Source organism: Vibrio sp. V31_P5A7T61 (assembly GCF_009904895.1).
In the GTDB taxonomy this organism is placed as follows: Bacteria; Pseudomonadota; Gammaproteobacteria; order Enterobacterales; family Vibrionaceae; genus Vibrio; species Vibrio metschnikovii.
Map to the genome: position 1 here is coordinate 1 of NZ_WXWI01000065.1, position 25762 is coordinate 25762.

General features: G+C 44.4%; 20 protein-coding genes and 4 tRNA genes. 13 read left to right on the forward strand and 11 right to left on the reverse strand.

Annotation, left to right across the window (positions count from 1 at the left end; all coding sequences use genetic code 11):
* Positions 1-174 precede the first annotated feature (174 nt).
* Both pheT and pheS read right to left on the reverse strand, forming a co-directional pair.
* The gene (gene pheT / locus CAG58_RS14540) at positions 175-2562 is read right to left on the reverse strand and encodes a phenylalanine--tRNA ligase subunit beta (protein ID WP_161426525.1); all 2388 of its coding nucleotides are present in this window, start codon (positions 2560-2562) and stop codon (positions 175-177) included.
* Between the two features lie 17 nt (positions 2563-2579).
* On the reverse strand, positions 2580-3563 hold the full coding sequence (pheS, locus tag CAG58_RS14545; protein ID WP_154168385.1) for a phenylalanine--tRNA ligase subunit alpha: 984 nt from the start codon (positions 3561-3563) through the stop codon (positions 2580-2582).
* Positions 3564-3846: 283 nt separating this feature from the next.
* Here pheS and CAG58_RS14550 point away from each other — a divergent pair, with 283 nt between their 5' ends.
* Both CAG58_RS14550 and CAG58_RS14555 read left to right on the forward strand, forming a co-directional pair.
* Complete coding sequence (locus CAG58_RS14550; RefSeq protein ID WP_154168387.1) at positions 3847-4329, forward strand: GNAT family N-acetyltransferase; 483 nt, start codon at positions 3847-3849, stop codon at positions 4327-4329.
* A 10-nt stretch (positions 4330-4339) separates the two neighbouring features.
* A complete protein-coding gene (locus CAG58_RS14555) occupies positions 4340-5269 on the forward strand; it encodes a LysR family transcriptional regulator (RefSeq protein ID WP_154168389.1) in 930 nt (309 codons plus the stop codon).
* A 168-nt stretch (positions 5270-5437) separates the two neighbouring features.
* Here CAG58_RS14555 and CAG58_RS14560 read toward each other — a convergent pair.
* From CAG58_RS14560 to uvrY, 7 genes are all read right to left on the reverse strand, one after another.
* Positions 5438-5513, reverse strand: a tRNA-Gly gene (locus CAG58_RS14560).
* Between the two features lie 37 nt (positions 5514-5550).
* A tRNA-Leu gene (locus CAG58_RS14565) sits at positions 5551-5637 on the reverse strand.
* Positions 5638-5685: 48 nt separating this feature from the next.
* Positions 5686-5761 (reverse strand) — tRNA-Gly (locus CAG58_RS14570).
* 2 nt (positions 5762-5763) lie between these two features.
* Positions 5764-5837: transfer RNA gene (locus CAG58_RS14575), tRNA-Cys, on the reverse strand.
* A 351-nt stretch (positions 5838-6188) separates the two neighbouring features.
* On the reverse strand, positions 6189-6746 hold the full coding sequence (pgsA, locus tag CAG58_RS14580) for a CDP-diacylglycerol--glycerol-3-phosphate 3-phosphatidyltransferase (protein WP_072669232.1): 558 nt from the start codon (positions 6744-6746) through the stop codon (positions 6189-6191).
* A gap of 46 nt (positions 6747-6792) precedes the next feature.
* Positions 6793-8622, reverse strand: a complete 1830-nt coding sequence (gene uvrC, locus CAG58_RS14585; RefSeq protein WP_161425074.1) for an excinuclease ABC subunit UvrC — start codon at positions 8620-8622, stop codon at positions 6793-6795.
* Positions 8622-9266 (reverse strand): UvrY/SirA/GacA family response regulator transcription factor, encoded by a 645-nt coding sequence (gene uvrY / locus CAG58_RS14590; protein ID WP_154168391.1) that lies wholly within the window; start codon positions 9264-9266, stop codon positions 8622-8624. The genes uvrC and uvrY overlap by 1 nt, the downstream gene beginning before the upstream one ends.
* A 582-nt stretch (positions 9267-9848) precedes the next feature.
* On the opposite strand from uvrY, the gene CAG58_RS14595 reads away from it, so the two are divergent.
* The 4 genes from CAG58_RS14595 (at position 9849) to CAG58_RS14610 (ending at position 16473) form a co-directional block, all read left to right on the forward strand.
* Complete coding sequence (locus CAG58_RS14595; protein ID WP_004395424.1) at positions 9849-10331, forward strand: DUF3015 family protein; 483 nt, start codon at positions 9849-9851, stop codon at positions 10329-10331.
* Between the two features lie 125 nt (positions 10332-10456).
* Positions 10457-12322, forward strand: a complete 1866-nt coding sequence (locus CAG58_RS14600; protein ID WP_161425364.1) for an Lnb N-terminal periplasmic domain-containing protein — start codon at positions 10457-10459, stop codon at positions 12320-12322.
* A gap of 255 nt (positions 12323-12577) precedes the next feature.
* The gene (locus tag CAG58_RS14605; protein ID WP_161425365.1) at positions 12578-14941 is read left to right on the forward strand and encodes a DNA polymerase II; all 2364 of its coding nucleotides are present in this window, start codon (positions 12578-12580) and stop codon (positions 14939-14941) included.
* Positions 14942-15186: 245 nt separating this feature from the next.
* Positions 15187-16473 carry an aromatic amino acid transport family protein gene (locus CAG58_RS14610; RefSeq protein ID WP_161425366.1) on the forward strand — a complete coding sequence of 429 codons (1287 nt, stop codon included), beginning with the start codon at positions 15187-15189 and terminating at the stop codon, positions 16471-16473.
* 89 nt (positions 16474-16562) lie between these two features.
* On the opposite strand, the gene CAG58_RS14615 is transcribed toward CAG58_RS14610, so the two are convergent.
* Positions 16563-17330 (reverse strand): nucleotidyltransferase domain-containing protein, encoded by a 768-nt coding sequence (locus CAG58_RS14615; protein WP_158138354.1) that lies wholly within the window; start codon positions 17328-17330, stop codon positions 16563-16565.
* Positions 17331-17536: 206 nt separating this feature from the next.
* Between CAG58_RS14615 and yeiP the strand changes: the two genes are divergently transcribed.
* Both yeiP and CAG58_RS14625 read left to right on the forward strand, forming a co-directional pair.
* Positions 17537-18103, forward strand: a complete 567-nt coding sequence (gene yeiP / locus CAG58_RS14620) for an elongation factor P-like protein YeiP (RefSeq protein WP_161425367.1) — start codon at positions 17537-17539, stop codon at positions 18101-18103.
* 2 nt (positions 18104-18105) lie between these two features.
* Positions 18106-18426 carry an HI1450 family dsDNA-mimic protein gene (locus CAG58_RS14625; protein WP_004395430.1) on the forward strand — a complete coding sequence of 107 codons (321 nt, stop codon included), beginning with the start codon at positions 18106-18108 and terminating at the stop codon, positions 18424-18426.
* Between the two features lie 142 nt (positions 18427-18568).
* Here CAG58_RS14625 and yqfB read toward each other — a convergent pair whose 3' ends face one another.
* Positions 18569-18868 (reverse strand): N(4)-acetylcytidine aminohydrolase, encoded by a 300-nt coding sequence (yqfB, locus tag CAG58_RS14630; protein WP_217517909.1) that lies wholly within the window; start codon positions 18866-18868, stop codon positions 18569-18571.
* A 207-nt stretch (positions 18869-19075) separates the two neighbouring features.
* Here yqfB and hutC point away from each other — a divergent pair, with 207 nt between their 5' ends.
* The 5 genes from hutC to hutH all read left to right on the forward strand — a co-directional run bounded on the left by hutC (position 19076) and on the right by hutH (position 25675).
* A complete protein-coding gene (gene hutC / locus CAG58_RS14635) occupies positions 19076-19795 on the forward strand; it encodes a histidine utilization repressor (RefSeq protein WP_158143971.1) in 720 nt (239 codons plus the stop codon).
* A gap of 236 nt (positions 19796-20031) precedes the next feature.
* On the forward strand, positions 20032-21234 hold the full coding sequence (hutI, locus tag CAG58_RS14640) for an imidazolonepropionase (protein WP_161425369.1): 1203 nt from the start codon (positions 20032-20034) through the stop codon (positions 21232-21234).
* On the forward strand, positions 21227-22294 hold the full coding sequence (gene hutG / locus CAG58_RS14645; protein WP_161425370.1) for a formimidoylglutamase: 1068 nt from the start codon (positions 21227-21229) through the stop codon (positions 22292-22294). The genes hutI and hutG overlap by 8 nt, the downstream gene beginning before the upstream one ends.
* A gap of 120 nt (positions 22295-22414) precedes the next feature.
* Entirely contained in the window at positions 22415-24112 is a 1698-nt protein-coding gene (gene hutU / locus CAG58_RS14650; RefSeq protein ID WP_161425371.1) for a urocanate hydratase, read from the forward strand.
* A gap of 12 nt (positions 24113-24124) precedes the next feature.
* Positions 24125-25675 (forward strand): histidine ammonia-lyase, encoded by a 1551-nt coding sequence (gene hutH, locus CAG58_RS14655; RefSeq protein WP_161425372.1) that lies wholly within the window; start codon positions 24125-24127, stop codon positions 25673-25675.
* Positions 25676-25762: the final 87 nt, after the last annotated feature.

Here is a 25762-nt window from a genome sequence, read left to right on the forward strand (position 1 = left end):
CTATTAGAGACTATAACACTAAAAAAACAAACCTTATCTTTATTGATCTCGATCTGAAATTTTTGTAAATAATCTTAAAAATCATACTGTTGTTTTTATAATTCTAAAAATTAGACCTAAAAAAAGCAGATCGACTTGATCTGCTTTTTGGTTTACTGAATGTATCTTATCTATTTAGTCTCGCAGTGTTGCAGAGTACTGTTCAGCCACCGCTTGAACAATATTGTTCACTGCAGCAGTGATATCCACATCTTCTAGCGTTCGCTCTGCCGATTGTAAGATAAGCGCAATAGCTAAGCTCTTCTTACCCTCCTCAACACCTTTACCAACGTAAACATCGAACAGTTTAGCATCGCGTAATAACGAGCCACCCGCCGATTGACAAGTAGCAACGATGTCACCAGAAGCAACATTTTGATCGACAACCAGAGCAATATCACGGCGATTTGCAGGGAACTTAGATAGAGCGACGGCTTCAGGGATCACTTTGGTATTAATCGCTGACCATTCGATTTCAAATACGATTGTACGACCATTTAAACCAAATTTACGCTCAAGTTCTGGATGAACGGTACCAATCACGCCGATCTCTTTACCATCCAGCACAATCGCAGCCGCCTGACCAGGATGCAATGCCGGATGCTGCGTTGCCGTAAACTGATAAGCTCGGCCATTCGCAGTTAAATCGAGGATTGCTTCTACATCGCCTTTTAAATCAAAGAAATCAACGCTAGCCGTTTCCATGTTCCAATGTTCATCACCACGAGTACCAGCGATCACACCAGCCAGCATAGGCTCTTGACGCATACCATTTTCAGCAGCTTGATCGGGAATAAAACGCAAACCTTGCTCAAACAAGCGTACGCGCGGCTGTTGACGTTTCTGGTTGTGCACCACCGTATTCAGCAAGCCTTGGATTAAGCTAAGGCGCATCGCTGACATATCGGCAGAAATTGGGTTTGGTAAAATGAGGGGTTCTATATTCGGAACCACTAGTTTTTGCTGTTCCGGTTCAACAAAGCTATAAGTAATAGCTTCGTGATAACCACGATCCACTAACAAATCACGCACACGCTTGAGCGGTAAACGCGCTTCTTTGTGGGCATTCATATTCAATGCCGCTTGAGGAGCTTGATTAGGAATATTGTCATAGCCATAAATACGGCCGATTTCTTCAACTAAATCTTGCTCGATAGAGATATCAAAACGCCAAGTTGGTGCAGTCGCTTGCCAACCTTGTGACGTGGTTTCTACTTGCATGCCAAGACGTTGTAGAATTTCGACCACATCGGCATCGGCAATAGTATGGCCAAGTAAATTATCCAATGTCGTCCGACGTAGAGTCACTTGATTCGCACTTGGGAGATGCTGATCAGATTGTGCAGCAACAATAGGAGCCGCTTGACCACCACAAATATCAATCAATAGTTGGGTAGCACGCTCAAGAGCCGCTTGCTGTAACTCGTAGTCTACACCACGTTCAAAGCGCATCGACGAATCAGTATGTAATCCATAACGACGAGCACGACCGCGGATATGATCTGGCGCGAAGAAAGCCGACTCTAATAACACATCTTGCGTGCTTGAACTTACCCCAGAATGCTCACCACCAAATACACCGGCAATCGCCAGTGGTTTGTTATGGTCAGCAATCAATAAGGTATCAGGATTGAGCGTCGCTTCTGTGCCATCGAGAAGAGTTAGCTTTTCATCTTGCTCAGCAAGACGTACCACAATACCGCCCTCAATCTTTGCCAAATCAAACGCATGCATTGGCTGGCCTTGCTCTAGCATCACATAGTTAGTGATGTCGACAATCGGATCGATCGAACGAATACCGCAACGGCGTAACTTTTCCTGCATCCATAATGGAGTGGCGGCGTTCACATTAACGTTTTTGACAATTCGCCCAAGATAACGCGGACAAGCCGCAGGTGCTTGGATATCAATCGTTAGGCTATCGTTAATTGACGCCGCTACAGGAGCAACCGATGGCTCAATAATATCCAGACGGTTAAGTACGCCAACTTCACGCGCTAATCCACGCAAGCTGAAACAATCAGCACGGTTAGCCGTAAGGTCGACATCGATAGTGACATCATTAAGACCTAAAAACTCACGAAAATCACAGCCAATCGGCGCATCTTGCGCTAATTCCATAATCCCGTCTGATTCAATGTCAATCCCTAACTCTGAGAATGAACACAACATGCCGTGAGAAGGCTGGCCACGTAATTTGGCTTTCTTAATTTTGAAATCGCCAGGCAGTACAGCACCAACGGTAGCAACCGCGACTTTCAAGCCTTGACGGCAGTTGGCTGCGCCACAAACGATATCGAGTAATTCGTCTTCACCGACATCGACTTTAGTGATACGCAGTTTATCAGCGTCAGGATGTTGACCACATTCAATCACTTGGCCAACTTTAACGCCGTTAAACACGCCAGCAACAGGGAGAACGTCATCGACTTCTAACCCTGCCATAGTAATTTGATGAGTCAATTCGTCAGTGCTAACCGCAGGGTTTACCCACTCACGAAGCCAAGATTCGCTAAATTTCATAGTGATAAGCCTCTGGATTACTTGAATTGTTTAAGGAAACGCAGGTCGTTTTCGAAAAACGAACGTAGATCGTTCACGCCATAACGCAACATCGTTAAACGCTCTACTCCCATACCAAAGGCAAAACCTGAGTACTGCTCAGGGTCAATACCGACACTGCGCAATACATTAGGATGAACCATACCGCAACCCAGGACTTCTAACCATTTACCGTTCTTACCTTTCACATCCACTTCAGCGGAGGGCTCGGTAAAAGGAAAATAAGATGGACGGAAACGCACCTCAACTTCTTCTTCAAAGAAGTTGCATAGAAAATCGTGTAAAATGCCTTTAAGTTGAGCAAAGTTAACCTTTTCATCGACCAACATGCCTTCGACTTGATGGAACATTGGCGTATGAGTCTGATCATAATCATTACGATACACACGACCTGGAGCAATAAAGCGGAACGGTGGTTTACCGTTTTCCATCGTGCGGATCTGTACGCCAGAAGTGTGAGTACGCAGCATCAAATCAGGATTAAAAAAGAAGGTATCGTGATCGGTACGCGCCGGATGATCGGCAGCAATATTTAACGCATCAAAGTTATGGAAGGCATCTTCAACCTCAGGGCCAGACTCAACGCTAAAGCCTAATTCACCAAAAAAGTTTTCGATGCGTTCAATCGTGCGAGTGACTGGGTGTAAACCACCATTATCAATACGGCGACCAGGTAAAGTCACGTCAATCGTTTCAGCCGCCAACTTCGCTTCTAATTCGGCGCGTTGTAAAGCATCTTTACGCAGTGAAATCGCTTTTTGTACGGTTTCTTTGGCAACGTTGATCTCTTGACCTGCGGTACGACGCTCTTCTGGTGGTAATTTACCTAGGCTTTGCAGTTGAGCCGTTAGCTCACCCTTTTTGCCCAGATAATGAACACGCACTTCATCCAGTGCAACTAACGACTCCGCAGCATTAATAGCTGCTGTCGCGTTAGCAATAATCTGTTGTAGATGTTGCATTGTTTCCTCGTCTGCTGATGCGCAGTTTCCTTAAGGCACCCGTGAGGGAATTAAGGGATTCTTGGGGTTTTTAGTAAGCTGTACATAGTAACGAAAGCCGCTGTCAAAGCCAAATTGAAATCACATTTCCTTCATTTTTTGCGTGTTTATTCATCGCTAACTCATCAAGTTAGGCAGTTGCAAAATAACTTTTAGTTATAGTGATTTTGTCATAAATTGATTTTGTTCAAATGACGCTGCCCGTTATGGTTAGACCCACAAAGATTATAACCAGAGGTTGATAATGCCATTAACAATTTTACCCATTGAAGCAGAACACGATGCCTCAATTTGCCAAATTATTAAACAAGTCGGTGCTGAATTTGGTGCGGTCGGCGAAGGTTTTGGACCTGCTGATGAAGAAGTTTTAACTATGAGTAAGTACTACACTCAGGATAGACATAGTCTATATCTTGTTGCCCTGTTGGATAATGATATTGTTGGAGGGGGTGGAATAGCACCATTTCAAGATAGTAGGAGTGTTTGCGAATTAAAAAAGTTGTTCTTACTAGCCAAAAGCCGGGGTCACGGCGGCGGAAGAATCATCGCCGAACGCTGTCTAGAATTTGCTAAATCTCAAGGGTTTCAGTACTGTTATCTTGATACCCTTTCTAGTATGTCTTCAGCTATCGCATTGTATGAACGATTAGGTTTTGAGCACCTATCAAAACCTCTCGAAGGTACTGAACATGGTGGCTGTGATGTTTGGATGATGAAAAAGTTATAATCAGGATACTATGCATAACTACAAATTGCTGCCGACCCTATATGCCCTATTAGAGACCAAAAATCTCACTGATGCAGCTAAAAAACTGAACGTTACTCAACCCGCTATCAGCAAAACGCTTAAACAACTGCGCGAAGAGTTTCAGGATCCGTTACTTATCAGGCAAGGACAGCAATTTATATTAACCAAACGGGGAGAATCATTACTGGCACTTCTCCCCTCCGTATTTACACAACTGGAACAACTTTATCAACCTGCCGATTGTGAAGTGCATAAAATTCAGCGGCCATTTAATCTCGCGCTCAATCATTTTATTTCACCAGATATTCTGCCCCAACTTTGCCGAGAATTTCATCAGCAAGCCCCCAGAGCTAGACTCAATACAACACTATGGCAAGATCGTGCACTCAGCGAGTTAGCGGAAAGCCAAGTAGATTTACTCGCCACATTATCTGTTATTGTTCCTGAAAACTTACATGGTAAAAAATTAGCCAGTGATCAGTATGTCGTCTGTCGTTGGTCACAGCGTATCGAGCAGAATACAACACTCACACTTGATGACTACTTTCGAGCAAGGCATATTTTAGTCAGTGGACTTCATACGGAAAGCTTACAAGTTGATACGTTATTTCAACGCTATCGAAAAAAACGTCGGATCTTTGCCACGTTACCTTCAATTCGTCTTGCCATTGAAACCATGATTGGTACCGACTGCTTGGTTACGTTACCATTACATATCGCCGCTCAATATGCCCAAGGGCACCCAGTGACCCTTTTTCCTACGCCTTATGAGCTGCCTCAGCACGATTATTACTTACTTTGGCATGCAAAACACCATCACTCACTTGAACATCGCTGGTTTCGTGAATTCTGCTATCAGTTTTTTAAACAAGATATCAAAGACAAACAAGATATTGGCTACTCACTACTGGTCTCTTAGTCACTGCTTGTGTACTCCAGTATTGAATAGGTTTCCTAGGCTATAGTTCAATCAATCGGACATCAGCAAATCTGGATATGATGCTATCTATTAAAACGTAAGTCTTTTTCAACAGAAAACAGTTAACATAAAAAAAGCCCAACCATTTTTGGCTGGGCTTTTTTATTTTGGAGCGACACACGAGGTTCGAACTCGTGACCTCAACCTTGGCAAGGTTGCGCTCTACCAACTGAGCTAGTGTCGCATTAAGCAAGTGACGTTATCACGTTGCTCTTTATAAATGGTGCCCCGGGCCGGACTTGAACCGGCACGACTCGAAAGTCGAGGGATTTTAAATCCCTTGTGTCTACCAATTTCACCACCAGGGCACACTAATTTTTTAATCTCAGCACCGCTTTCGCCATACTGATATAATCTGGAGCGACACACGAGGTTCGAACTCGTGACCTCAACCTTGGCAAGGTTGCGCTCTACCAACTGAGCTAGTGTCGCAATGGAGGCGCGTCCCGGAGTCGAACCGAGGTTCACGGATTTGCAATCCGCTGCATGGCCACTCTGCCAACGCGCCTTCGAAACTCAAACCGCTTGCTTCTTTATCGCGTTGCTCTTGAGTACGGGATGCATTCTACGGATTCGATGCGATCAGTCAATAGAATTTTTTTGCTTTTTGAATCGTTTGATTACTTTGCATTCAAAAATGGTTTTTTTGTTTGTTTTTTTAGCAAAAAGTCTCTATTTATCCAGAACATAACGAGCAAAAATCCATTTTTACTCGGCTTTTGATTACTCTTTATCGAACAATAAGCGACGATCATTAATCAACAAGAAACGCGTTATTAAAAAATAATCGCAGCCAAGCCCAATCGACATCCAGATCGGCGGTGTTTAAAAATAGAAAAACGGGCCGATGCCCGCTTTTCTAATGATGTTCTTCATTTAGCAAATCATTTTTCGCCGCTGCTAAGTATTGTGCCATAGACCAATACGTTAAAATAGTCGCGACATACAGAGCTATAAATCCTAACCAAACCATCCATTGATCGTAACGCCAGATCAAAATCCACAATGCAAACATTTGGCTAACGGTCTTTACTTTACCAATCCAAGAAACAGCCACACTAGCGCGCTTACCGATTTCAGCCATCCATTCTCTTAATGCTGAAATAATAATTTCTCGACCAATCATGGTCACGGCGGGGATGGTTATCCATATTGAATGATAATACTCGGTGATCAAAATCAGCGCAGTAGCGACAAGAACCTTGTCAGCAACCGGATCAATAAACGCACCAAAACGCGACGTTTGGCCAAGCTTTCTCGCCAACATGCCATCTAGCCAATCGGTAAAACCAGCCACAAAAAAAATCATGGCAGCCGCAAAGGGTGACCAACTATAAGGCAAATAAAAAACAACGATGAAGACAGGGATGAGAAAAAGTCGCAACAACGACAAGATGTTAGGAATATTTAAACGCATAATAGTAGGCTCTGATCAATGGCGCGTTAATGGTGCTGCATTTTGACTATGGTTTCAATGCTTGATAAATAATTTCTGCTAAAGAGTGACTAATACCCGGCACCTTGGCGATTTCTTCAACAGTCGCACGCTTAATTTCTTGCAAGCCCCCCATGTATTTTAATAAAGCTTGCCGACGTTTAGGCCCCACGCCTTCAATCCCTTCTAACGTACTAGTGCGTCGAGTTTTACCTCGTTTAGCACGATGTCCGGTAATAGCGTGATTATGGCTTTCGTCACGAATATGTTGGATAAGGTGCAATGCAGGCGCATCGCTAGGTAAATGAAACTCGTCGCCCTCGGTGGTGATTAATGTTTCAAGGCCAGGTTTACGACTAATTCCTTTCGCGATACCAATCAATTGTGGTCGCTTCGGCCAATCTTGCCAACATTGAGTAATGATCTGTAGCGCGCGATTGAGTTGACCTTTACCACCATCAATAAATATTACATCTGGTATTTTATCCACATCCAATTGTTTGGCATATCGACGCTCTAAAACTTGAGCCATGGCTGCATAATCATCGCCACCAGTAATTCCAGTGATATTATAACGACGATATTCCGCTTTGAGTGGTCCTTCTTGATTAAACACCACACAAGAGGCAACGGTACTTTCTCCCATGGTGTGAGAAATATCAAAACATTCCATACGAGTTACATTATCTATACCTAATACACGCTGAAGTTCATTAACACGCTGCTGAATGGTCATCTTGTGATTAAGCTTACTGGTCATCGCGCTCAATGCATTGGTATTTGATAACTTCAAGTATTGGCCACGTGTCCCTGTCGGACTGACATGAAAATGAACGTTATGCCCAGCTAATTCACGCAACGCCAATTGTAATGGTTTAGTCTCTTTTAATAACCCCTGATTAAGAATGATTCGACTCGGAACCACTCGGCTATCAGTATGATTAAGATAGTATTGACTTAAAAAACTTTCGAAGACTTCTTGCGACTCGGTATTGGCTGGGATTTTTGGAAAAAAGCTCCGACTCCCCAAAACTTTACCTTGGCGGATCATCAAAATATGGATACAGGCCAACCCTTTCTCTTGCGCAAAACCAAGCACGTCCAGATCATCTTGTGAATCTTCTGCTACAAACTGCTGCTCCTGCACACGGCGAATCGCTTGAATTTGGTCACGAAACTTTGCTGCATCTTCAAAACGTAACGCCTGACTAGCCGTCTCCATTTTTCGAACCAACACTTCCAAAACTTGCTTATCTTTTCCTTGCAAGAACAGCCGTACACAGTTCACTAACTCGGCATAATCTGCATCAGAAATAAGGCTACTCACACAAGGAGCCGCACAACGACCGATTTGATACATTAAGCAAGGGCGAACACGATTGCTGTACACGGTATCTTCACATTGCCGCACTGGGAATATTTTTTGAATCAGGTGCAACGTTTCTCGCACCGCACCAGAATCTGGATAAGGGCCAAAATACTCACCTTTGCGTTTTTTTGCACCGCGATGCGCAGAGAGACGAGGATGCTTGTGCGCACTGATGAAGATATAAGGATAAGATTTATCATCCCGCAGCAACACATTATATTTGGGTAAATACTGTTTGATGTAGTTATGTTCGAGGATCAACGCTTCGGTTTCAGTATGAGTAACCGTGACGTCAATTTTATTGATATGACTGACTAAAGCTCGGGTCTTTTCACTATCAACTTTACTACGAAAATAGCTAGACAGTCGCTTTTTAAGATCTTTGGCTTTACCAACATAAATCACCTCAGCCTCAGTGTTATACATACGGTACACACCGGGCTGATGGGTGACATTTTTTAAAAAGGAAACAGAATCAAAATCAGCCACTACAACTTCTCTGTATCGAGCATCCCATGTCGAATGGCTAAATGAGTTAACTCAACATCTCCGTTAATATCTAGCTTGGCAAACAAACGATAACGATAGCTATTGACTGTCTTTGGACTAAGATTGAGTTGCTCAGAAATATCGGTTACTTTTTGGCCTTTGGTGATCATCATCATGATTTGTAGCTCACGTTCTGATAGACCAGCAAACGGATTTTCAGAGGCGGGTGAAAACTGGCTTAATGCCATTTGCTGAGCGATTTCAGGAGAAATATATCGCTGGCCACTATTCACAATACGAATAGCGTTCACCATTTCATCGGGCGCTGCACCTTTGGTCAAATAACCAGCAGCACCAGCTTGCATCACTTTGGTTGGGAACGGATTCTCAGTATGAATAGTGAGCACAATGATTTTTACGTCTGGATTAAAACGTAAAATCTTCTTAGTGGCTTCCAATCCACCAATACCGGGCATATTCATATCCATTAATACAATATCAGTGTTATTACTACGACACCATTTTACTGCATCTTCACCGCTATCCGCTTCCCCTACTACGTTCATTCCACGGACGTCTTCAATAATACGTCGTATCCCTGTGCGAACCAGCTCGTGATCATCTACAAGGAAAACATTGATCAAACTTGTATCTCCACACTTATCTATTCGCTCTGCACTTTATCATATTAAAGATGCAGCATGGCTGCTTAGTCTAACCTAAATGGCTAGCTCGCTGCCAATGAATATGTGCCGAAAGCACACGTTTGGCAAGTATTTCTTTTACAAACTGTGCAGTTTAATAGGCAATTAGGCTCTCATTAAAACGTTTCTACTCAACACCATAAATCGCTAACATTAAATTTAGCAAACAATCATTGACAACCATAACCAAATCCAATTAGGCAGAGCAATAATGATGAGATTGAAGAATCTATGACGTTATTCTCAAACACTATAAAGGTCATTAAAAAATAGACATTCTCATTTTATAAATAGGCTTAATACTGAACAAAGATCACACAAAATACCCACTTTTTGAAAGTCATTCGTAACTTTCGATTGAAAATGCAGTCAATTTCATATATTTATAAGTCCCGTCAATCAATCCCATAATACACACCGTTTATTATCAGCTCACTGAGTCACCACTCATGCTCGATTTAAATAGGTAAAGCGCTTTGGGATATTTTGATATTAAAACGATAATCTTAAGGATATAAAAACATGAAAAAACTATTCGCAGTGGCCGCTCTTGTAGCACTCCCTTTTTCTAACGCAGTAATGGCAGACTCTGATATTGGTTGTGGTGTCGGCACCATGATCTTTGATGGTAAGGAAGGTAAAGTGTTTAAAGTACTTGGTGCAACCACCAACGGTACTTCTGGTAACCAAACCTTCGGTATCACTTTTGGTACACTAGGGTGTGATGGCACTGGCACCATTAATTCTGCCCAAAAACTTGCGCTATTTATCGATGGTAACCTTGATAACCTTGCACGTGATATCGCACGTGGCGAAGGCGAAACACTAGCAACACTTTCTGAAGTTTGGGGAATTCAAGCCTCTGATAAAGCAGCGTTTAATCAACTAGCAAAAGAAAATTTTGCCAACGTTTTCCAATCTGAAAACGTGACTTCACAAGAAGTATTTACTAATCTAAATACCTTAGTTGCTCAAGATCAAGCCCTTGCTGCTTACACTATCTAATCGCTGATTCCTGACCAAAGCAAAAGCCTAATGGCAGAGTTTTAGGTTGATGAATAAGCTACCTCTAGAGTGCCCGATAAGGGCACTCTTTATTTATTTTCGTCCCCCCAAAGAACACGATAAGTATGAGACATTCTGCTAGACATTACTGCCATTGGCGCTCCTTAGGGTTCTTTTTACTCAGCGTAGTATTAACTCGCCCCGCCTTCGCCAGTTCAGAACTGAATACGATGGATCTCGCCACACACCCTTATTGGCTAAAATTAGGTCACTATCTGCCTCGATGGGGAGGATATCGCAGTACCATCGATTCAACGCCATTTTTCCTTGCTCAAGACGGTAAAATTAATCCGCAAGCCGAATTACAGGCGACATTAGATACACTTTATCATTCCGATCCGGCCATAGCAGAGCAAGCTCGCTGCACTTATCCAGCACGTTATACATGGATAGAATCACAATTAGGCCGTACAGCTCAGCTTAATTGTCCAGAATTAGACAATTGGCGCACCGTGATCGATCCGGCAGGGATGACTTTGGTCTTTCCTACTGCGTTTATGAATAATCCCTCTTCGATGTTTGGTCATACTCTGCTCCGGATTGATGCAAAAGATCAAACTCGTCATCAAGAGCTGGTCGCGTTTGCGATCAATTTTGCCGCCGAACCCGAAGGCAATGACAACCCTGCATTATATGCGATGAAAGGTTTATTTGGTTTTTATCCGGGTAGATTCACTGTGATGCCTTATTATCGTAAAGTGCGTGAATACAATGACATTGAGTCACGTGATATTTGGGAATATCCCTTGAATTTAACTGAGCAAGAAGTCGAACGAGTGCTGCTGCATTTATGGGAAATGCAATTAGCCGAGTTTGATTACTATTTCTTGGATGAAAACTGCTCTTATCAACTGCTCGCTTTATTAGAATTGGCTCGCGATGATCTTTTTTTAGTGGAAGATTTTCCTTTTCAAGCCATTCCATCAGATACCGTCAACGCCTTAGCCAAACGCGGCTTGATTGATACCCCGCGTTATCGGGAATCATTCGGTACGCGTTTAATCCATCAGTCACAGCAAGTCTCTCCAGAGCTTTTTCAAGCAGCAAAACTGGCGACACAAGGTCAGTTTCCTGACCCTAACCAGTTTAACGATCAGGAATTAGCCACGATTTATGAATTTGCTTATGAATGGCTCAATTTTCAATTGTATGATCAAGGCTTAGAACGCGATCCGACGGCGCAGCGGCTGACGCAATTATTACGACTGCGTAGCCAAATCAACGCCCCATCACCTTTTGAGCCCGTACCGATACCGACCTTTTCTCCTGAACAAGGGCATGGTTCGGCACGACTCGGCATCGGTGGGCAGTATTGGCATCATACACCATCAGCGTTAAATCTTGAGTGGCGCGCCGCCTATCACGACTTATTAGATGCTCAGCAAGGCTTTATTCCTGGCGCACAAATTAGCTTTTTGGATCTACAATTAAGTCAAGATCAACATAACACCACACGTTTAGAAAAGTTGTATCTGCTTGATGCCATGACAGTAGCGCCAAATCACAATCTATTCTCTAGTGCATCATGGAATATGCGACTTGGTTTTGATCGCCAGCCAAGCCAGCAACAACGTCAAGGACGGTGGTTTGTGCAAGGTGGTTATGGTCAGGCATGGGGTGACCCCAATAACTTACACAGCTATGGATTAGCCTCACTGGCATTCAATCATGGTTCACTGACCGATTATCGTTTCACCACCGGTGTGGGGATGGAAGCAGGCGTCCTCTGGCAAGTGGCAGACAAGCACCGTTTAGGGCTACAAGGGCAATACTTAGCTTTATTGAATAGCGCTGCCGATCATCATAGCCAGATTAATTTAACGTGGAACTGGAGTCTTGCTCGTCATTGGGCACTGCGCAGTGAAATTCGCTATCAGCATTGGCAACAAGAAGAAATGAGTGCAAAAGTCACTGGTTATTTTTATTACTAAGCGCGACAAGTAAATCGCAGTGGCCCATTATAATAATGTTCACTTTAGTTTAGAAATATCATGAACTTGATAAGGTCCACTATCGGCAAAACCTCAAATTACACCGACCTCAACGCGTCCTGACGCGAATAGCAGAAGATGGTATTATCTTCTGCTATTTTTTAGGTATCCCCAAACGACTTGATGTTACAGATAGACGACAAGTAGCAAAGAAAGATATCTTCTGCCTAAATACTGCCATCAATAAGGTTGACTGTGACTCTCGAATCAGGTTTTGTCCTCACCCGCCAAGCAAAAGATATCAACGGTAAAAGTCACATTGAGTTGTGGCTGGCGACAGATCAAGGGCCAACACAGTTGATTATCGAGGGCGAACAAGCGGTGTTCTTTATCGAACAAACGCAGATTCAAGCCTGCCAAGCCATCGCCAAACAACAGCAAATAACCGTTGATGTTCGGCCTCTTGAGCTTAAAGACTTTAACCAACAGTCACTGGCAGGTTGTTATTTTGCGAGCCATTATCAAGCATCCAAACTGGCTCAAGCGCTCCACCAAGCAAATATCATCACTTTAGAAGCCGATATTAAACTGGCGGATCGCTATTTAATGGAGCGATTTATTCAAGGCAGCCTTGAGTTTACCGGCGCCATAACCCACTACGGCGACTATCGCCAAGTCCGTCAAGCAAAATGCCGACAAGCGAACTATTTACCACAACTCCATGTGGTTTCATTAGACATTGAATGCTCAGAGAAAGGCTTACTTTACTCCATCGGCTTGCATAGCCCCATCGATAGTCGTGTGATCATGGTCGGCCAGCCACAGTCCGCTGAAACCACTATCGAATGGGTCAGCGATGAATATCACTTACTCAATGCTTTAGTCGATTGGTTTCAACGCTTTGATCCGGACGTGATCATTGGCTGGAATGTGATTGATTTTGACTTTCGCTTACTGCACAAGCGGGCCGAATGGCATAAATTAAAGCTCAAACTTGGCCGAGCTAAGCAGGCCAGTTATTTTCGATCAGCTGCGCAAACGAACCAAGGTTTTATTACCATTCCCGGACGCGTGGTACTGGATGGAATCGATACCTTAAAAACAGCCACCTATCAGTTTCGCTCTTGGTCTTTAGAGGCCGTGTCCCGTCAACTGTTAGGAGAAGGTAAAGCCATTACTCAGCCGCACGATAGAATGGAAGAAATCAATCGCCTTTACCGACAAGATAAACCTCAGCTCGCCCATTACAATCTGCAAGATTGCATTTTAGTCGAGAAGATTTTCCAACATACCCATTTATTGGACTTTGTTATTCAGCGCTCTCGATTAACCGGATTAGAGTTAGATAGAATTGGCGGCTCAGTAGCCGCGTTTACAAACCTCTATCTGCCTCAACTACACCGTGCTGGGTATGTCGCGCCCAACCTGCACTCCGAAAACTGGATTGCCAGTCCAGGTGGTTATGTCATGGACTCTCGCCCTGGCTTGTATGACTCAGTCCTACTACTTGATTTTAAAAGCCTTTATCCCTCAATTATCCGCTCGTTTTTAATTGACCCTTTAGGGCTGATTGAAGGTCTACCACTTGAGATCGGCAATAAACCACATCAAGCGGTCGCTGGATTTCGTGGCGGCCAGTTTCATCGTCAACGCCATTTTTTGCCGGCAATGATCGAAGCACTGTGGGCCGCTCGGGATATTGCTAAGCAAAACAACGAGCCCGCCTTTTCGCAAGCGATCAAAATTATTATGAACTCCTTTTATGGCGTACTTGGATCATCTGGCTGCCGGTTTTTTGATACTCGTCTGGCTTCAAGTATTACCATGCGCGGCCACGAAATCATGAAGCAGACCAAAACCTTAATTGAGGCGCAAGGTTATCAGGTCATTTATGGTGATACCGATTCAACCTTTGTTTCATTAGGTGGCGCATTTAGCCAAACACAAGCTGACAAAATCGGACGTGACTTGGTCTGGCACATTAACCAGTGGTGGGCAACCCATCTTCAGCAAGCCTACGGATTAAGTTCTTTTTTAGAGCTGGAGTATGAAACTCACTACCGCAAGTTTTTAATGCCGACCATCCGCGGCTCAGAAACGGGGTCGAAAAAGCGCTACGCTGGCCTGATTGGTGAGCCCGGTGCGGAAAAAATGGTGTTTAAAGGCTTAGAGAGCGCCCGCAGTGATTGGACGCCTCTTGCCCAACGTTTTCAGTCTGAACTGTATTGGATGATATTTCACGATCAGCAGCCAGATGAGTATATTCGCACGACCGTTGAGCAAACGTTAGCTGGAGAGTTTGATCAGCAGCTAACCTACCAAAAGCGCCTGCGACGCAAGCTGCACGAGTACCAAAAAAACGTGCCTCCTCAAGTACGCGCCGCTCGCCTAGCAGATGAAATCAATGCGCGTTTAGGTAGAGCTTTACAATATCAAAATAAAGGCACGATTGAATACTGTATGACACTTAATGGCCCTGAACCTAAGCAGTACTTATCCAGCCCTATCGATTACCAACATTACATTGATAAACAACTCAAACCCGTTGCCGATGCGATTTTGCCTTTTATTAACCGTCAGTTTGAGCAAATCACCGCCGCGCAACTCGGGTTATTTTAATAACCCGAGTTCATATAATAGCCCCAAAAATTAACGCATTTCCCATCTCATTATTCTGAATAAGAAAATAATTAACATTACCCTTTGTAAGGGAATAAAGCTTTTATATAGAAAAAACGAAAGCCTATTAAGATCACAGTTTCTCTCCCTCAGCGCATTTATGGTAAGCCTCGTCGTTCTTAATTTCAGAGTTATCAATAATTCATAACTATAAAAATAAATACAGCGCAAACTTGGAGAAAACTATGCTATCGACACAACAGGATGTCACGATAACCACCGTATCACCTTCAACATGGCGAAAATCTGATACCGTTTGGATGCTCGGACTTTATGGTACTGCAATTGGGGCTGGTGTACTCTTTCTTCCTATTAATGCAGGCATTGGCGGACTGATCCCTCTGATATTAATGGGCTTACTGGCTTTTCCGATGACCTTTTATGCTCACCGTGGTTTAGCTCGTTTAGTTCTATCATCGACCAATCCTGCTGCAGATATCACCCAAGTGATGTCTGAACATTTCGGAAAAAAAGCAGGTCGTATTTTTACTTTACTGTACTTTGTTTCCATTTTTCCTATTTTGCTGGTCTACGGCGTTTCCATCACCAATACTGTCGAAAGCTTTATGCTGCATCAATTAAGAATAATCCCACCGCCACGCTTTATTCTGTCATTTTGCCTTTTGATGTCACTGATTGGGATTGTTCGTTATGGCGAGGAACTGATAGTAAAAACCATGAGTATTCTGGTCTATCCTTTCGTTTCAGTATTGATGCTCCTTGCTTTATATCTTATCCCGCATTGGAATGGCGCAATATTTAACCAAGATCTTATCCTTCACTCCGTGACCAGCGGCGATATGTGGCGAACGCTCTTACTCACCATTCCAGTGATGGTTTTCTCCTTTAGCCACACTCCCATTATTTCCACATTTGCTAAATCAAAACGCAAAGAATATAGTGACACACTCGCAGAAAAAAAGTGTTCTCAAATTCTCGGTTACGCACACATGATGATGGTCGCGAGCGTAATGTTCTTTGTACTTAGTTGCGTACTCACGCTTTCGCCACAGCAACTTGCCGAGGCCAAAGCACAAAATATCACTATTCTCTCTTACTTAGCCAACTATCTGGATACGCCCGTCATTGAAATCATGGCCCCGATGATCGCTTTTATCGCCATTTCTAAATCATTTTTAGGGACTTATATTGGCGCACAAGAAGGATGTTCTCGTTTAATCAGTGAAGGTTTTGAGCATCGAGGCTATAACATTAAACCCAGTACAATAAATACGTTGACCGTTATCGTCATGCTGATGACCACTTGGCTTGTCGCGACACTAAATCCATCGGTACTGGGAATGATAGAAGTGCTCTGTGGTCCAATCATTGCTCTTATCTTGTATATAATTCCAATATACGCGATTCAAAAAATACCCGCGTTAGAAAAGTATCGAGGACTGACCAGCAATACCTTTGTAGTCATCATGGGGATTATTGCGATCTCAGCAACCGTATACGGCTTATTATAAGAAAGAGACGTTGACTCTGTTGGTAAGTTGTTAGTAAAAGTATTGATAACTTACCGTTCTATAACGTAATAGAATGAATGCGCAGACTATCAACCAATCTTAAATTCAGTTTTTTTATACTGTTTGACTAACCACGGACCAAAGCTATCTAATAAACCAATCACCGAACGCTTGGGGATCACTCGCCCTTTCAGCAAAATTTTTAAGCGATCAACCTCAGTTTGTTTCTCTGGGTAATAACGTAAAAACTGCTCGCCGCACTGACGCGGGTCATCAAACCAATTTTTGTCCTGATACATGACCAATGAATAACTCGCGCGCAGCAGTTTTTTAGCAATCATCTGCTGAGCGTTCGCCTGTTGAGCGGCATCATGGGTTTTGGCTATTTTATCACGATAAAACAGCAGCCAATCTTCGACATCCATATTCCAATACTTGGCGATTTCCCAACTTGGTTCATAATCACCAAAACATTCTGCGAGGTTATCGCCATAGACACAAACACTACAGTGGCGCAGTAAAAAACCCCAAGAAAATAAACTGTCTAACGTCGCGACTTCTTTCACTTCAGCGGTTTTAAAACTGACATCAGTAATAAACGCAAAGCGTTTTTGAAAACGCCAACGAATGGTATTGATTAACGTCGTACGAGTATTCTCGATTGAACCATAAGTCACCACAATCACATCCAGATTTGAAAAGTTGGGACGCGCAGTTTTGCGTGCCACACTGCCATACAGATATACGCTATGTAGCTGCTCTCCTAATCCGGCACGCAAAAAAGAGACCAACTCCTTAATCGCAGGTTGATAATCAATTTGAAAAGGCTGCTTGGCATCAATAGGCGACAAGGTCATGTCGTAAAGTAACTCAACAAGTGAAACATAAAGTTATGTTCTCCTATGCGCGCGTTCGAATCAATAGCCAAATCATGACCAACCGTGTCTTGCAAGACAATTTCCACTGCACAACAACTTTTTCTTTTCAGGAGCGCAGGAAGCATTTCTTTTCTGAGAAAGCATTCGTTATAATGCGCCGAAATCAAGCACAAAGGGTATTTTCCATGCCAAAGGCAAGTGAACTAAAAAAAGGTTTTGCGATTATTTCTAACGGCAAAACATTGTTAATCAAAGATATCGAAGTCACCACTCCAGGTGGCCGTGGCGGTTCTAAAATTTACAAATTACGTTGTACTGACCTAACTACAGGTGCTCGCGTCGACGAACGTTATAAATCTGACGATTTTCTTGATACGGTAGAGATGAACAAACGCAACGTTTCTTTCTCTTATGTCGACGGTGATGATTATATCTTCATGGATAATGCAGATTACTCACAATTCACCTTCAAAAAAGCCGATATCGAAGATGAACTGCTGTTTATCACCGAAGAAATTCAAGGTCTACAAGTGGTACTGGTTGATGGTAAACCCGTTGCCGTTGAGTTGCCTTCTTCTGTAGAGATGGTGATTGAAGAAACTGATCCATCGATCAAAGGGGCTTCTGCTTCTTCTCGTACTAAACCAGCGCGTTTTGCCACGGGTCTAGTGGTGCAAGTGCCTGAATACATCGCTAACGGTGATCGCATTGTGATCAATACCGCTGAGCGTAAATACATGAACCGAGCGTGAGCATGACAGACTTACTCTCTTACGATGAAGCCATCGATACCGCTTACGACATTTTCTTAGAAATGGCGGAAGATAACCTTGAACCAGCAGATGTCCTGCTCTTTGTTGCCCAGTTCGATGAGCGCGGCGCAGCTGAAGTGGTTGATATTAGTGATGATTGGGATGCGGAAGTTGGCTTTAGCGTCGATAAAGAGCGCTATGCAGAAATTTGCATAGGATTGGTCAATGAGAGTAACGACGTACTGGATGACGTTTTTGCACGTTTATTGCTAAGCCGAGATCCTGAACAAAAGTTTTGTCATATTCGTTGGAAACGTGACTAATATTCGTTTCGTTAACGGACGATACCCAGAAAACTTTAAGTAAGAAGGGTATCAGCGACAATGCCAACTCAGTACGAGTTGGCATTGTTTTTTTCCTAAAAGAAAAATCAACTTAGCACGGCAGTTAAATAACCAAAGATCGTTATTCGACTAGTTGGTAATGAATCACATACAACTCTTCTATCCCTGGATAGATATCGCTGATCACCTGTTTTAATTCAGTTAAGGTCATATTTTCTTGCTGAGCATGAAACTCATTTAAGTCATCAAACTGGATCGGCTCAACATTGATGATTTTTAAACGGCAAAACCAACGCCCTTCTTCTAAGGTACTCACGTCAACCATAGAACCCGGTTGATAATCCTTCTCGCTTTGATCACGAATAGTGATGACTTTTTTTCCGGTTAAAATATCGCTTTCAAATCGTGAAAAGAAAGTCATTTCTGTAGGAATGCTGGTCGAGGATGCGAGCATATTTTTCTCTCTTATTAGCCTGGAAATAGCTGACACTATAGCGAATAAGCCTAAGGCTTTAAATCGCAAAAAACATTATCTGTATAGCCCTGCGCTAAATACGAACAAATAGACTTGCTTTTTTTAGCTCGCTCATCAATCATTTGTATAGATAAATAAATGTAATGGATTTGTATGCCTACTTCACCCCTGTACCAACAAATTAAACAGCACATTATTCACCAGATCGAATCCGGCCAATGGCCAGTTGGTGAACGGATCAGCACCGAATTGGAATTAACTGAGCAATTTTCTGTCAGTCGCATGACGGTCAATAAAGCGATTCGAGATTTAGTGTCTGAAGGCCGCTTGCAACGTCGCCCACGGTTAGGCACCTTTGTCTGCGCCGCACCAGAAAAAGCCGAATCTCCACTGTTAGATATACGCAATATTGCCGAGGAAATCGTCAGTCGAGGTCAGCGTTATCATAATAAAGTTCGCGCTCATCACTCTTTAATTGCCGATGAAACTCTTGCTACTCAATTGGGGGTAATGCTCTCTACTCCATTGTTTTATAGTGAAATATTACATTACGCGAACGATCAACCATTACAACTTGAAGTTCGTTGGGTTAACCCTAGGCATGCCCCTGACTACCTTCAACAAGACTTTACTCATATTACGCCTAACCAATACCTTTCCGAGGCCTGCCCACTCAGTGCGATTGAGCATACGGTCGAAGCTTTGATCGCTGACAAACCAATCAGTGAAGCGTTGCTACTCAAAGCTAACGAACCTTGCTTGCTGCTTAATCGTCGTACTTGGAGTGGTGAGCATTTAGTGAGCTTCGCTCAGCTCTATCATCCGGCCAGTAAGTACAAATTAAGTTCGAAAATTGTCTATCCACAACCATAGAGCTGATCACATTTTTGTAACATAACCATTGCATTCATCATCCGTTAATCCTATTAATTGTATATACATTAAATCATCCTTAACGACCTAATGTTACCTGTTTGGAAAAATCGTCCTCAAACAGTCGAAAACTCAGCGATTGAATTGAGATGATCGAACGTAGCCAATGTCGCTGCAGCGTCAAGTAGCAAGGAAGTCGGTATCATCGCGAACCTCTGGCTCGCTAAGTAGGGGAAATGGAACACGTCTTAACCAATGCGCGTATAGTGAGTATGCAAGCTGGTGATATCGGCTATCAGCCCAGTGAGCCGCTTTCAATTGTCATCCGTGACGAAAAAATTGCCGACATCACCACAAACACCTTCGCCGACCATCCACAGCGAACCAATTGCCAAGGCCAGTTAGTCACTCCGGGACTGATTGATTGCCATACGCACCTTATTTATGCAGGTCAACGAGCCAATGAGTTCGAACAACGCTTAAATGGCGTCTCTTATCAGACGATTGCCGCTCAAGGGGGCGGAATCATGTCAACGGTGCAAGCGACCCGCCAAGCCTCACAAGAGCAATTAACCGAGTTAGCACTGCCTCGTTTAGATGGTTTATTACGCAGCGGGATCACCAGTGTAGAGATCAAATCTGGCTATGGGCTGACGCTTGATGATGAAATTAAAATGCTCAAAGCCGCGAAAGCGTTGGAAGCCCACCGCCGAGTGAAAATCACCACCACCCTACTTGCCGCCCACGCCGTGCCACCTGAGTTTGCCGGTAAAGCCGATAGTTATGTTGATTTCATCTGCCAAACTATCATTCCACAAGTGGCAGAGCAGCAATTGGCAAGCAGTGTGGATGTGTTTTGTGAATCGGTAGGCTTTAATCTTAAGCAAACTGAGCAAGTGTTTCAGTGTGCCATTGAGCATGGTTTAGCGATTAAAGGCCATACAGAACAGCTGTCCAATCTCGGTGGCAGCGCTTTAACGGCGCGCTATAACGGACTATCGGTCGATCACATTGAGTATCTCGATGAAGTTGGAGTGCAAGCATTAGCACAATCAACGACCGTCGCGACTTTGCTGCCCGGCGCGTTTTATTTTTTACGCGAAACACGTAAGCCCCCCATTGAATGGTTACGCCGCTATCAAGTACCCATGGCGATTGCTACCGATATCAATCCTGGCACTTCACCATTTGCCGACCTGACCTTAATGATGAACATGGCTTGCACCTTGTTTGGCTTAACCCCGCAAGAAGCGCTGCGTGGGGTTACCACTCATGCAGCACAAGCACTTGGTGTCGCGGCAAGCCGTGGCCAAATTGCTGTCGGCTATGATGCCGATTTGGCCTTCTGGTCACTTAATCATCCTGCCGAATTGAGTTATCAAGTTGGTATCCCTTCTTTACAAGCCCGTATGGTTGATGGAGAGCTCTGTCATGACTAATTCCGTTTCCCCTTCCCATCTTTATCAGTGGCAAGGTCGTGATGATGTTGAAGATGGTGAACTTGGTCAGCGAGTCCACCATGTTATGCAAATAAAACACCTTGATGAATTAACCCAAGCCTCCCATAGCGTTGCATTGGTTGGCTTTGAGTGTGATGCCGGTGTTGAGCGCAATAAAGGGCGGATCGGCGCAAAACATGCACCGAATTTAATTAAACAAGCATTAGCCAATTTAGCGTGGCGCCATACCAGCTCGTTATGCGATTTGGGCAATATTCACTGCCATGATGATGATTTAGAGCAATCCCAACTCCGTTGTGCGCAGTTAATTGCTGACGGTTTAGAACACTCACCAGTGATTGTGCTTGGCGGTGGTCACGAAGTGGCATGGGCGAGCTTTCAAGGACTGGGCAAACATTTACTCAAACAAGGCATGAAGACTCCAAAGATCGCGATCATCAATTTTGATGCTCACTTTGATCTCAGATCCTTTAGCAGTGATAAGGTATCCATCAAGCCCAGCTCTGGCACTCCGTTTATGCAAATCGCTGATCACTGTCAACAAATCGGCTGGGATTTTCATTACGCCTGCTTAGGTGTAAGCCGTGCTAACAATACGACCGCTCTATTCCAGCGTGCCGATGAGCTTGGTGTTTGGTATGTCGATGATAAAACCCTCAACGAGCGCAATCACGCTGCGTTAATCGAGAAAATGGATGCATTTATCGCCGATTGTGATTATCTCTACTTAACCATCGATCTCGATGTCTTTCCAGCGGCGACCGCCCCCGGTGTCAGCGCCCCTGCTGCCCAAGGCGTAAGTTTAGATAATTTCTATCTCTACTTCGATCATCTACTGCAACACCATATCAATAAACTGCTGATTGCCGATCTGGCTGAATATAACCCTAGCCATGATATCGATAATCAAACGGCGCGACTTGCTGCTCGTCTGTGTTGGGAAATCGCCAGTGCTATGACTGAGTACCAAGATCAGCAACACGCTACCCCATCATCGGTTGAAGTTCAGAGTGCTGACTCTCCTTCTGATGATATTTAAAGTTCAATCAAACGACTCACTCATTATCGGCCCCAACACAGGCTGAGTGGGTCATTCATCTATCCTCGATGATAAAAAGGGTTTGACCCGTAAACGGAACGACTAATAAGGAGCAACACCATGTCACAACCACCCAATAACGATACTCGTTTAGATACCACTCGTACAATTCGTGCTCCGCACGGCACGACTTTGCGCGCGAAATCTTGGTTGACCGAAGCACCACTGCGCATGTTAATGAATAACTTAGATCCGGAGGTTGCCGAACATCCTCATGCATTAGTGGTATACGGTGGTATTGGCCGCGCGGCGCGCAACTGGCAATGTTTCGATAAAATCGTCGAGGTATTAGAGCGCCTTGAAGAAGATCAAACGCTGTTAATTCAATCGGGCAAACCAGTGGCGGTGTTCCCAACCCATAAAAACGCACCACGAGTGTTGATTGCTAATTCAAACTTAGTTCCTCATTGGGCGAATTGGGAGCATTTTAATCAGCTCGATAAACAAGGACTGATGATGTATGGGCAAATGACCGCTGGCTCATGGATTTATATTGGTTCACAAGGCATTGTCCAAGGCACTTACGAAACCTTTGTCTCGGTTGCTAAACAACATTTTGATGGTCAAGCCAAAGGGCGCTGGATCTTAACCGGTGGGCTCGGTGGTATGGGCGGCGCTCAACCACTCGCGGCAACCATGGCAGGATTTTCAATGATTGCCGTTGAATGCGATGAATCGCGCATTGATTATCGTCTACGCACTGGCTATGTCGATAAAAAAGCCACTAGCTTAGGTGAAGCGTTAGCGATTATTTATGAATCAGAGACGCCGGTTTCGGTCGGTTTATTAGGTAATGCCGCGGATATTTTCCCACAGTTAGTTGAGCGTAATATTACGCCTGATGTGGTGACCGATCAAACTTCAGCTCATGATCCACTCAATGGCTATTTACCGCAAGGCTGGAGCATGGAGCAAGCCGCGCAGCGCCGTTTAGAAGATGAAGCTAAAGTCACGGCAGCCGCTAAAGCCTCGATGGCCACTCAAGTACGAGCCATGCTCACCTTGCAACAACGCGGCGCGGCGACCTTAGATTATGGGAATAACATTCGGCAAATGGCTTTAGAAGAGGGTGTTGCTAACGCGTTCGACTTCCCCGGTTTCGTTCCCGCTTATATTCGTCCCTTATTTTGTGAAGGCATCGGACCCTTTCGCTGGGCGGCTTTATCAGGCGATCCGGAAGATATTTATAAAACCGATCAAAAAGTTAAAGAACTCATCCCTGACAATCCTCACTTACATAATTGGCTTGATATGGCTCGTGAACGCATTCAGTTTCAAGGCCTACCAGCGCGTATCTGCTGGGTGGGTTTAAAAGACCGTCAACGGCTGGGACTCGCGTTTAATGAAATGGTCAAAAATGGCGAGCTAAAAGCGCCCATCGTTATTGGCCGTGATCATTTAGATTCTGGTTCGGTGGCAAGCCCTAATCGAGAAACCGAAGCGATGCTTGATGGCTCTGATGCCGTCTCTGATTGGCCATTATTGAATGCACTACTCAATACGGCCAGCGGCGCGACTTGGGTTTCTCTTCATCATGGTGGCGGCGTTGGTATGGGCTTTTCACAACACTCCGGAATGGTGATCTGCTGTGATGGTAGTGACGATGCAGCCGAGCGGATTGCCCGAGTGCTGCATAACGATCCTGCTACCGGGGTAATGCGTCATGCTGATGCTGGCTACGACATCGCCAAGCGCTGCGCAGCGGAACAAAAACTCGATTTACCTATGCTTAACGCAGAGTTGGCTCAATTAAAATAATAAGGATAACCCATGCATCACTTAACCATTACTCCCGGCGAGATGACGCTGAGCCAACTGCGCCACATTAACTCATCCCCTGTCTGCTTGAGTTTAGATCCAAGCGCGATTCCAGCGATTGAACAAAGCACCAAAGTGGTCGAGCAAGTGATCACAGAAGGCCGAACCGTGTATGGGATTAACACTGGTTTTGGCTTATTGGCTAACACCAAAATCGCCCCTGAAGATTTAGAAACGCTGCAAAAAAGTATTGTCCTTTCCCACGCTGCTGGCATTGGCGCATGGATGGATGATGACACTGTGCGCTTAATGATGGTGTTAAAAATTAACAGCCTAGCGCGCGGCTTCTCAGGCATACGTTTATCGGTCATTGAGGCTTTAATCACTTTAGTCAATCATCAAGTCTACCCCTGCGTACCGCAAAAAGGCTCAGTAGGGGCATCAGGTGACTTAGCGCCTCTCGCCCACATGAGCACCGTATTGCTCGGTGAGGGACAGGCACGTTATCAAGGGGAGATCATTGACGGTGCTCAGGCACTGCGCATTGCTGGTCTATCACCCATTACTTTGGCGCCTAAAGAAGGACTGGCGCTACTCAATGGCACTCAAGCCTCAACCGCATTCGCGCTGCAAGGCTTATTTATGGCCGAAGATCTGTTTGCTTCGGCAATCGTCTGCGGCGCAATGTCCGTTGAAGCGGCGTTAGGTAGCCGTAAACCATTCGACCCGCGCATACACCGTGTGCGTGGTCATCGTACCCAAATGGATGCGGCAGCCGCCTATCGTCATTTACTTGATAGTCGTAGTGAAATCGGCGATTCACATTCAGGTTGCGAAAAGGTGCAAGACCCGTATTCGCTACGCTGCCAACCACAAGTGATGGGGGCCTGTTTGCAGCAAATTCGCCAAACTGCGGAAGTGCTTTGCGTTGAAGCGAATGCGGTATCTGATAATCCTCTGGTGTTTGCTGATGATGGCGATATTATCTCTGGCGGTAACTTTCATGCCGAGCCTGTGGCAATGGCTGCCGATAATCTCGCCTTAGCGATAGCCGAAATTGGTAGCTTGTCAGAAAGACGTATGGCGCTGTTAATTGATAGTGCGCTGAGTAAACTACCACCCTTTTTGGTTGATAATGGCGGTGTCAACTCAGGGTTTATGATTGCCCAAGTCACCGCGGCTGCACTAGCGAGTGAAAATAAAACCTATGCCCATCCAGCCTCGATTGACAGTTTACCCACTTCAGCGAATCAAGAAGATCACGTCTCCATGGCAACCTTTGCCGCCAGAAGACTGCGCGATATGGCAGAAAATACACGTGGGATTTTGGCGGTTGAATATCTCTCAGCCGCGCAAGGATTAGATTTTCGTGCGCCGCATCGCTCTTCTGAACGCATTGAACTGGCCAAGCAAATGTTACGCGCCAAAGTATCGTTTTATGATAAAGACCGCTACTTTGCACCAGACATACAACAAGCGAACGAGTTGCTTAAACAAGCGGTGCATAATGCTTTAATGCCTGAAGGCTTGCTGCCAAGTATTACTCATCATGTAACCATGTGATAATAACAGGTAATCCACTAACACAGGGATTGATCGGCAGATTAATCCCTGTGTTATATCAGCGCAGCTTGCATTCGATTAGCTTAT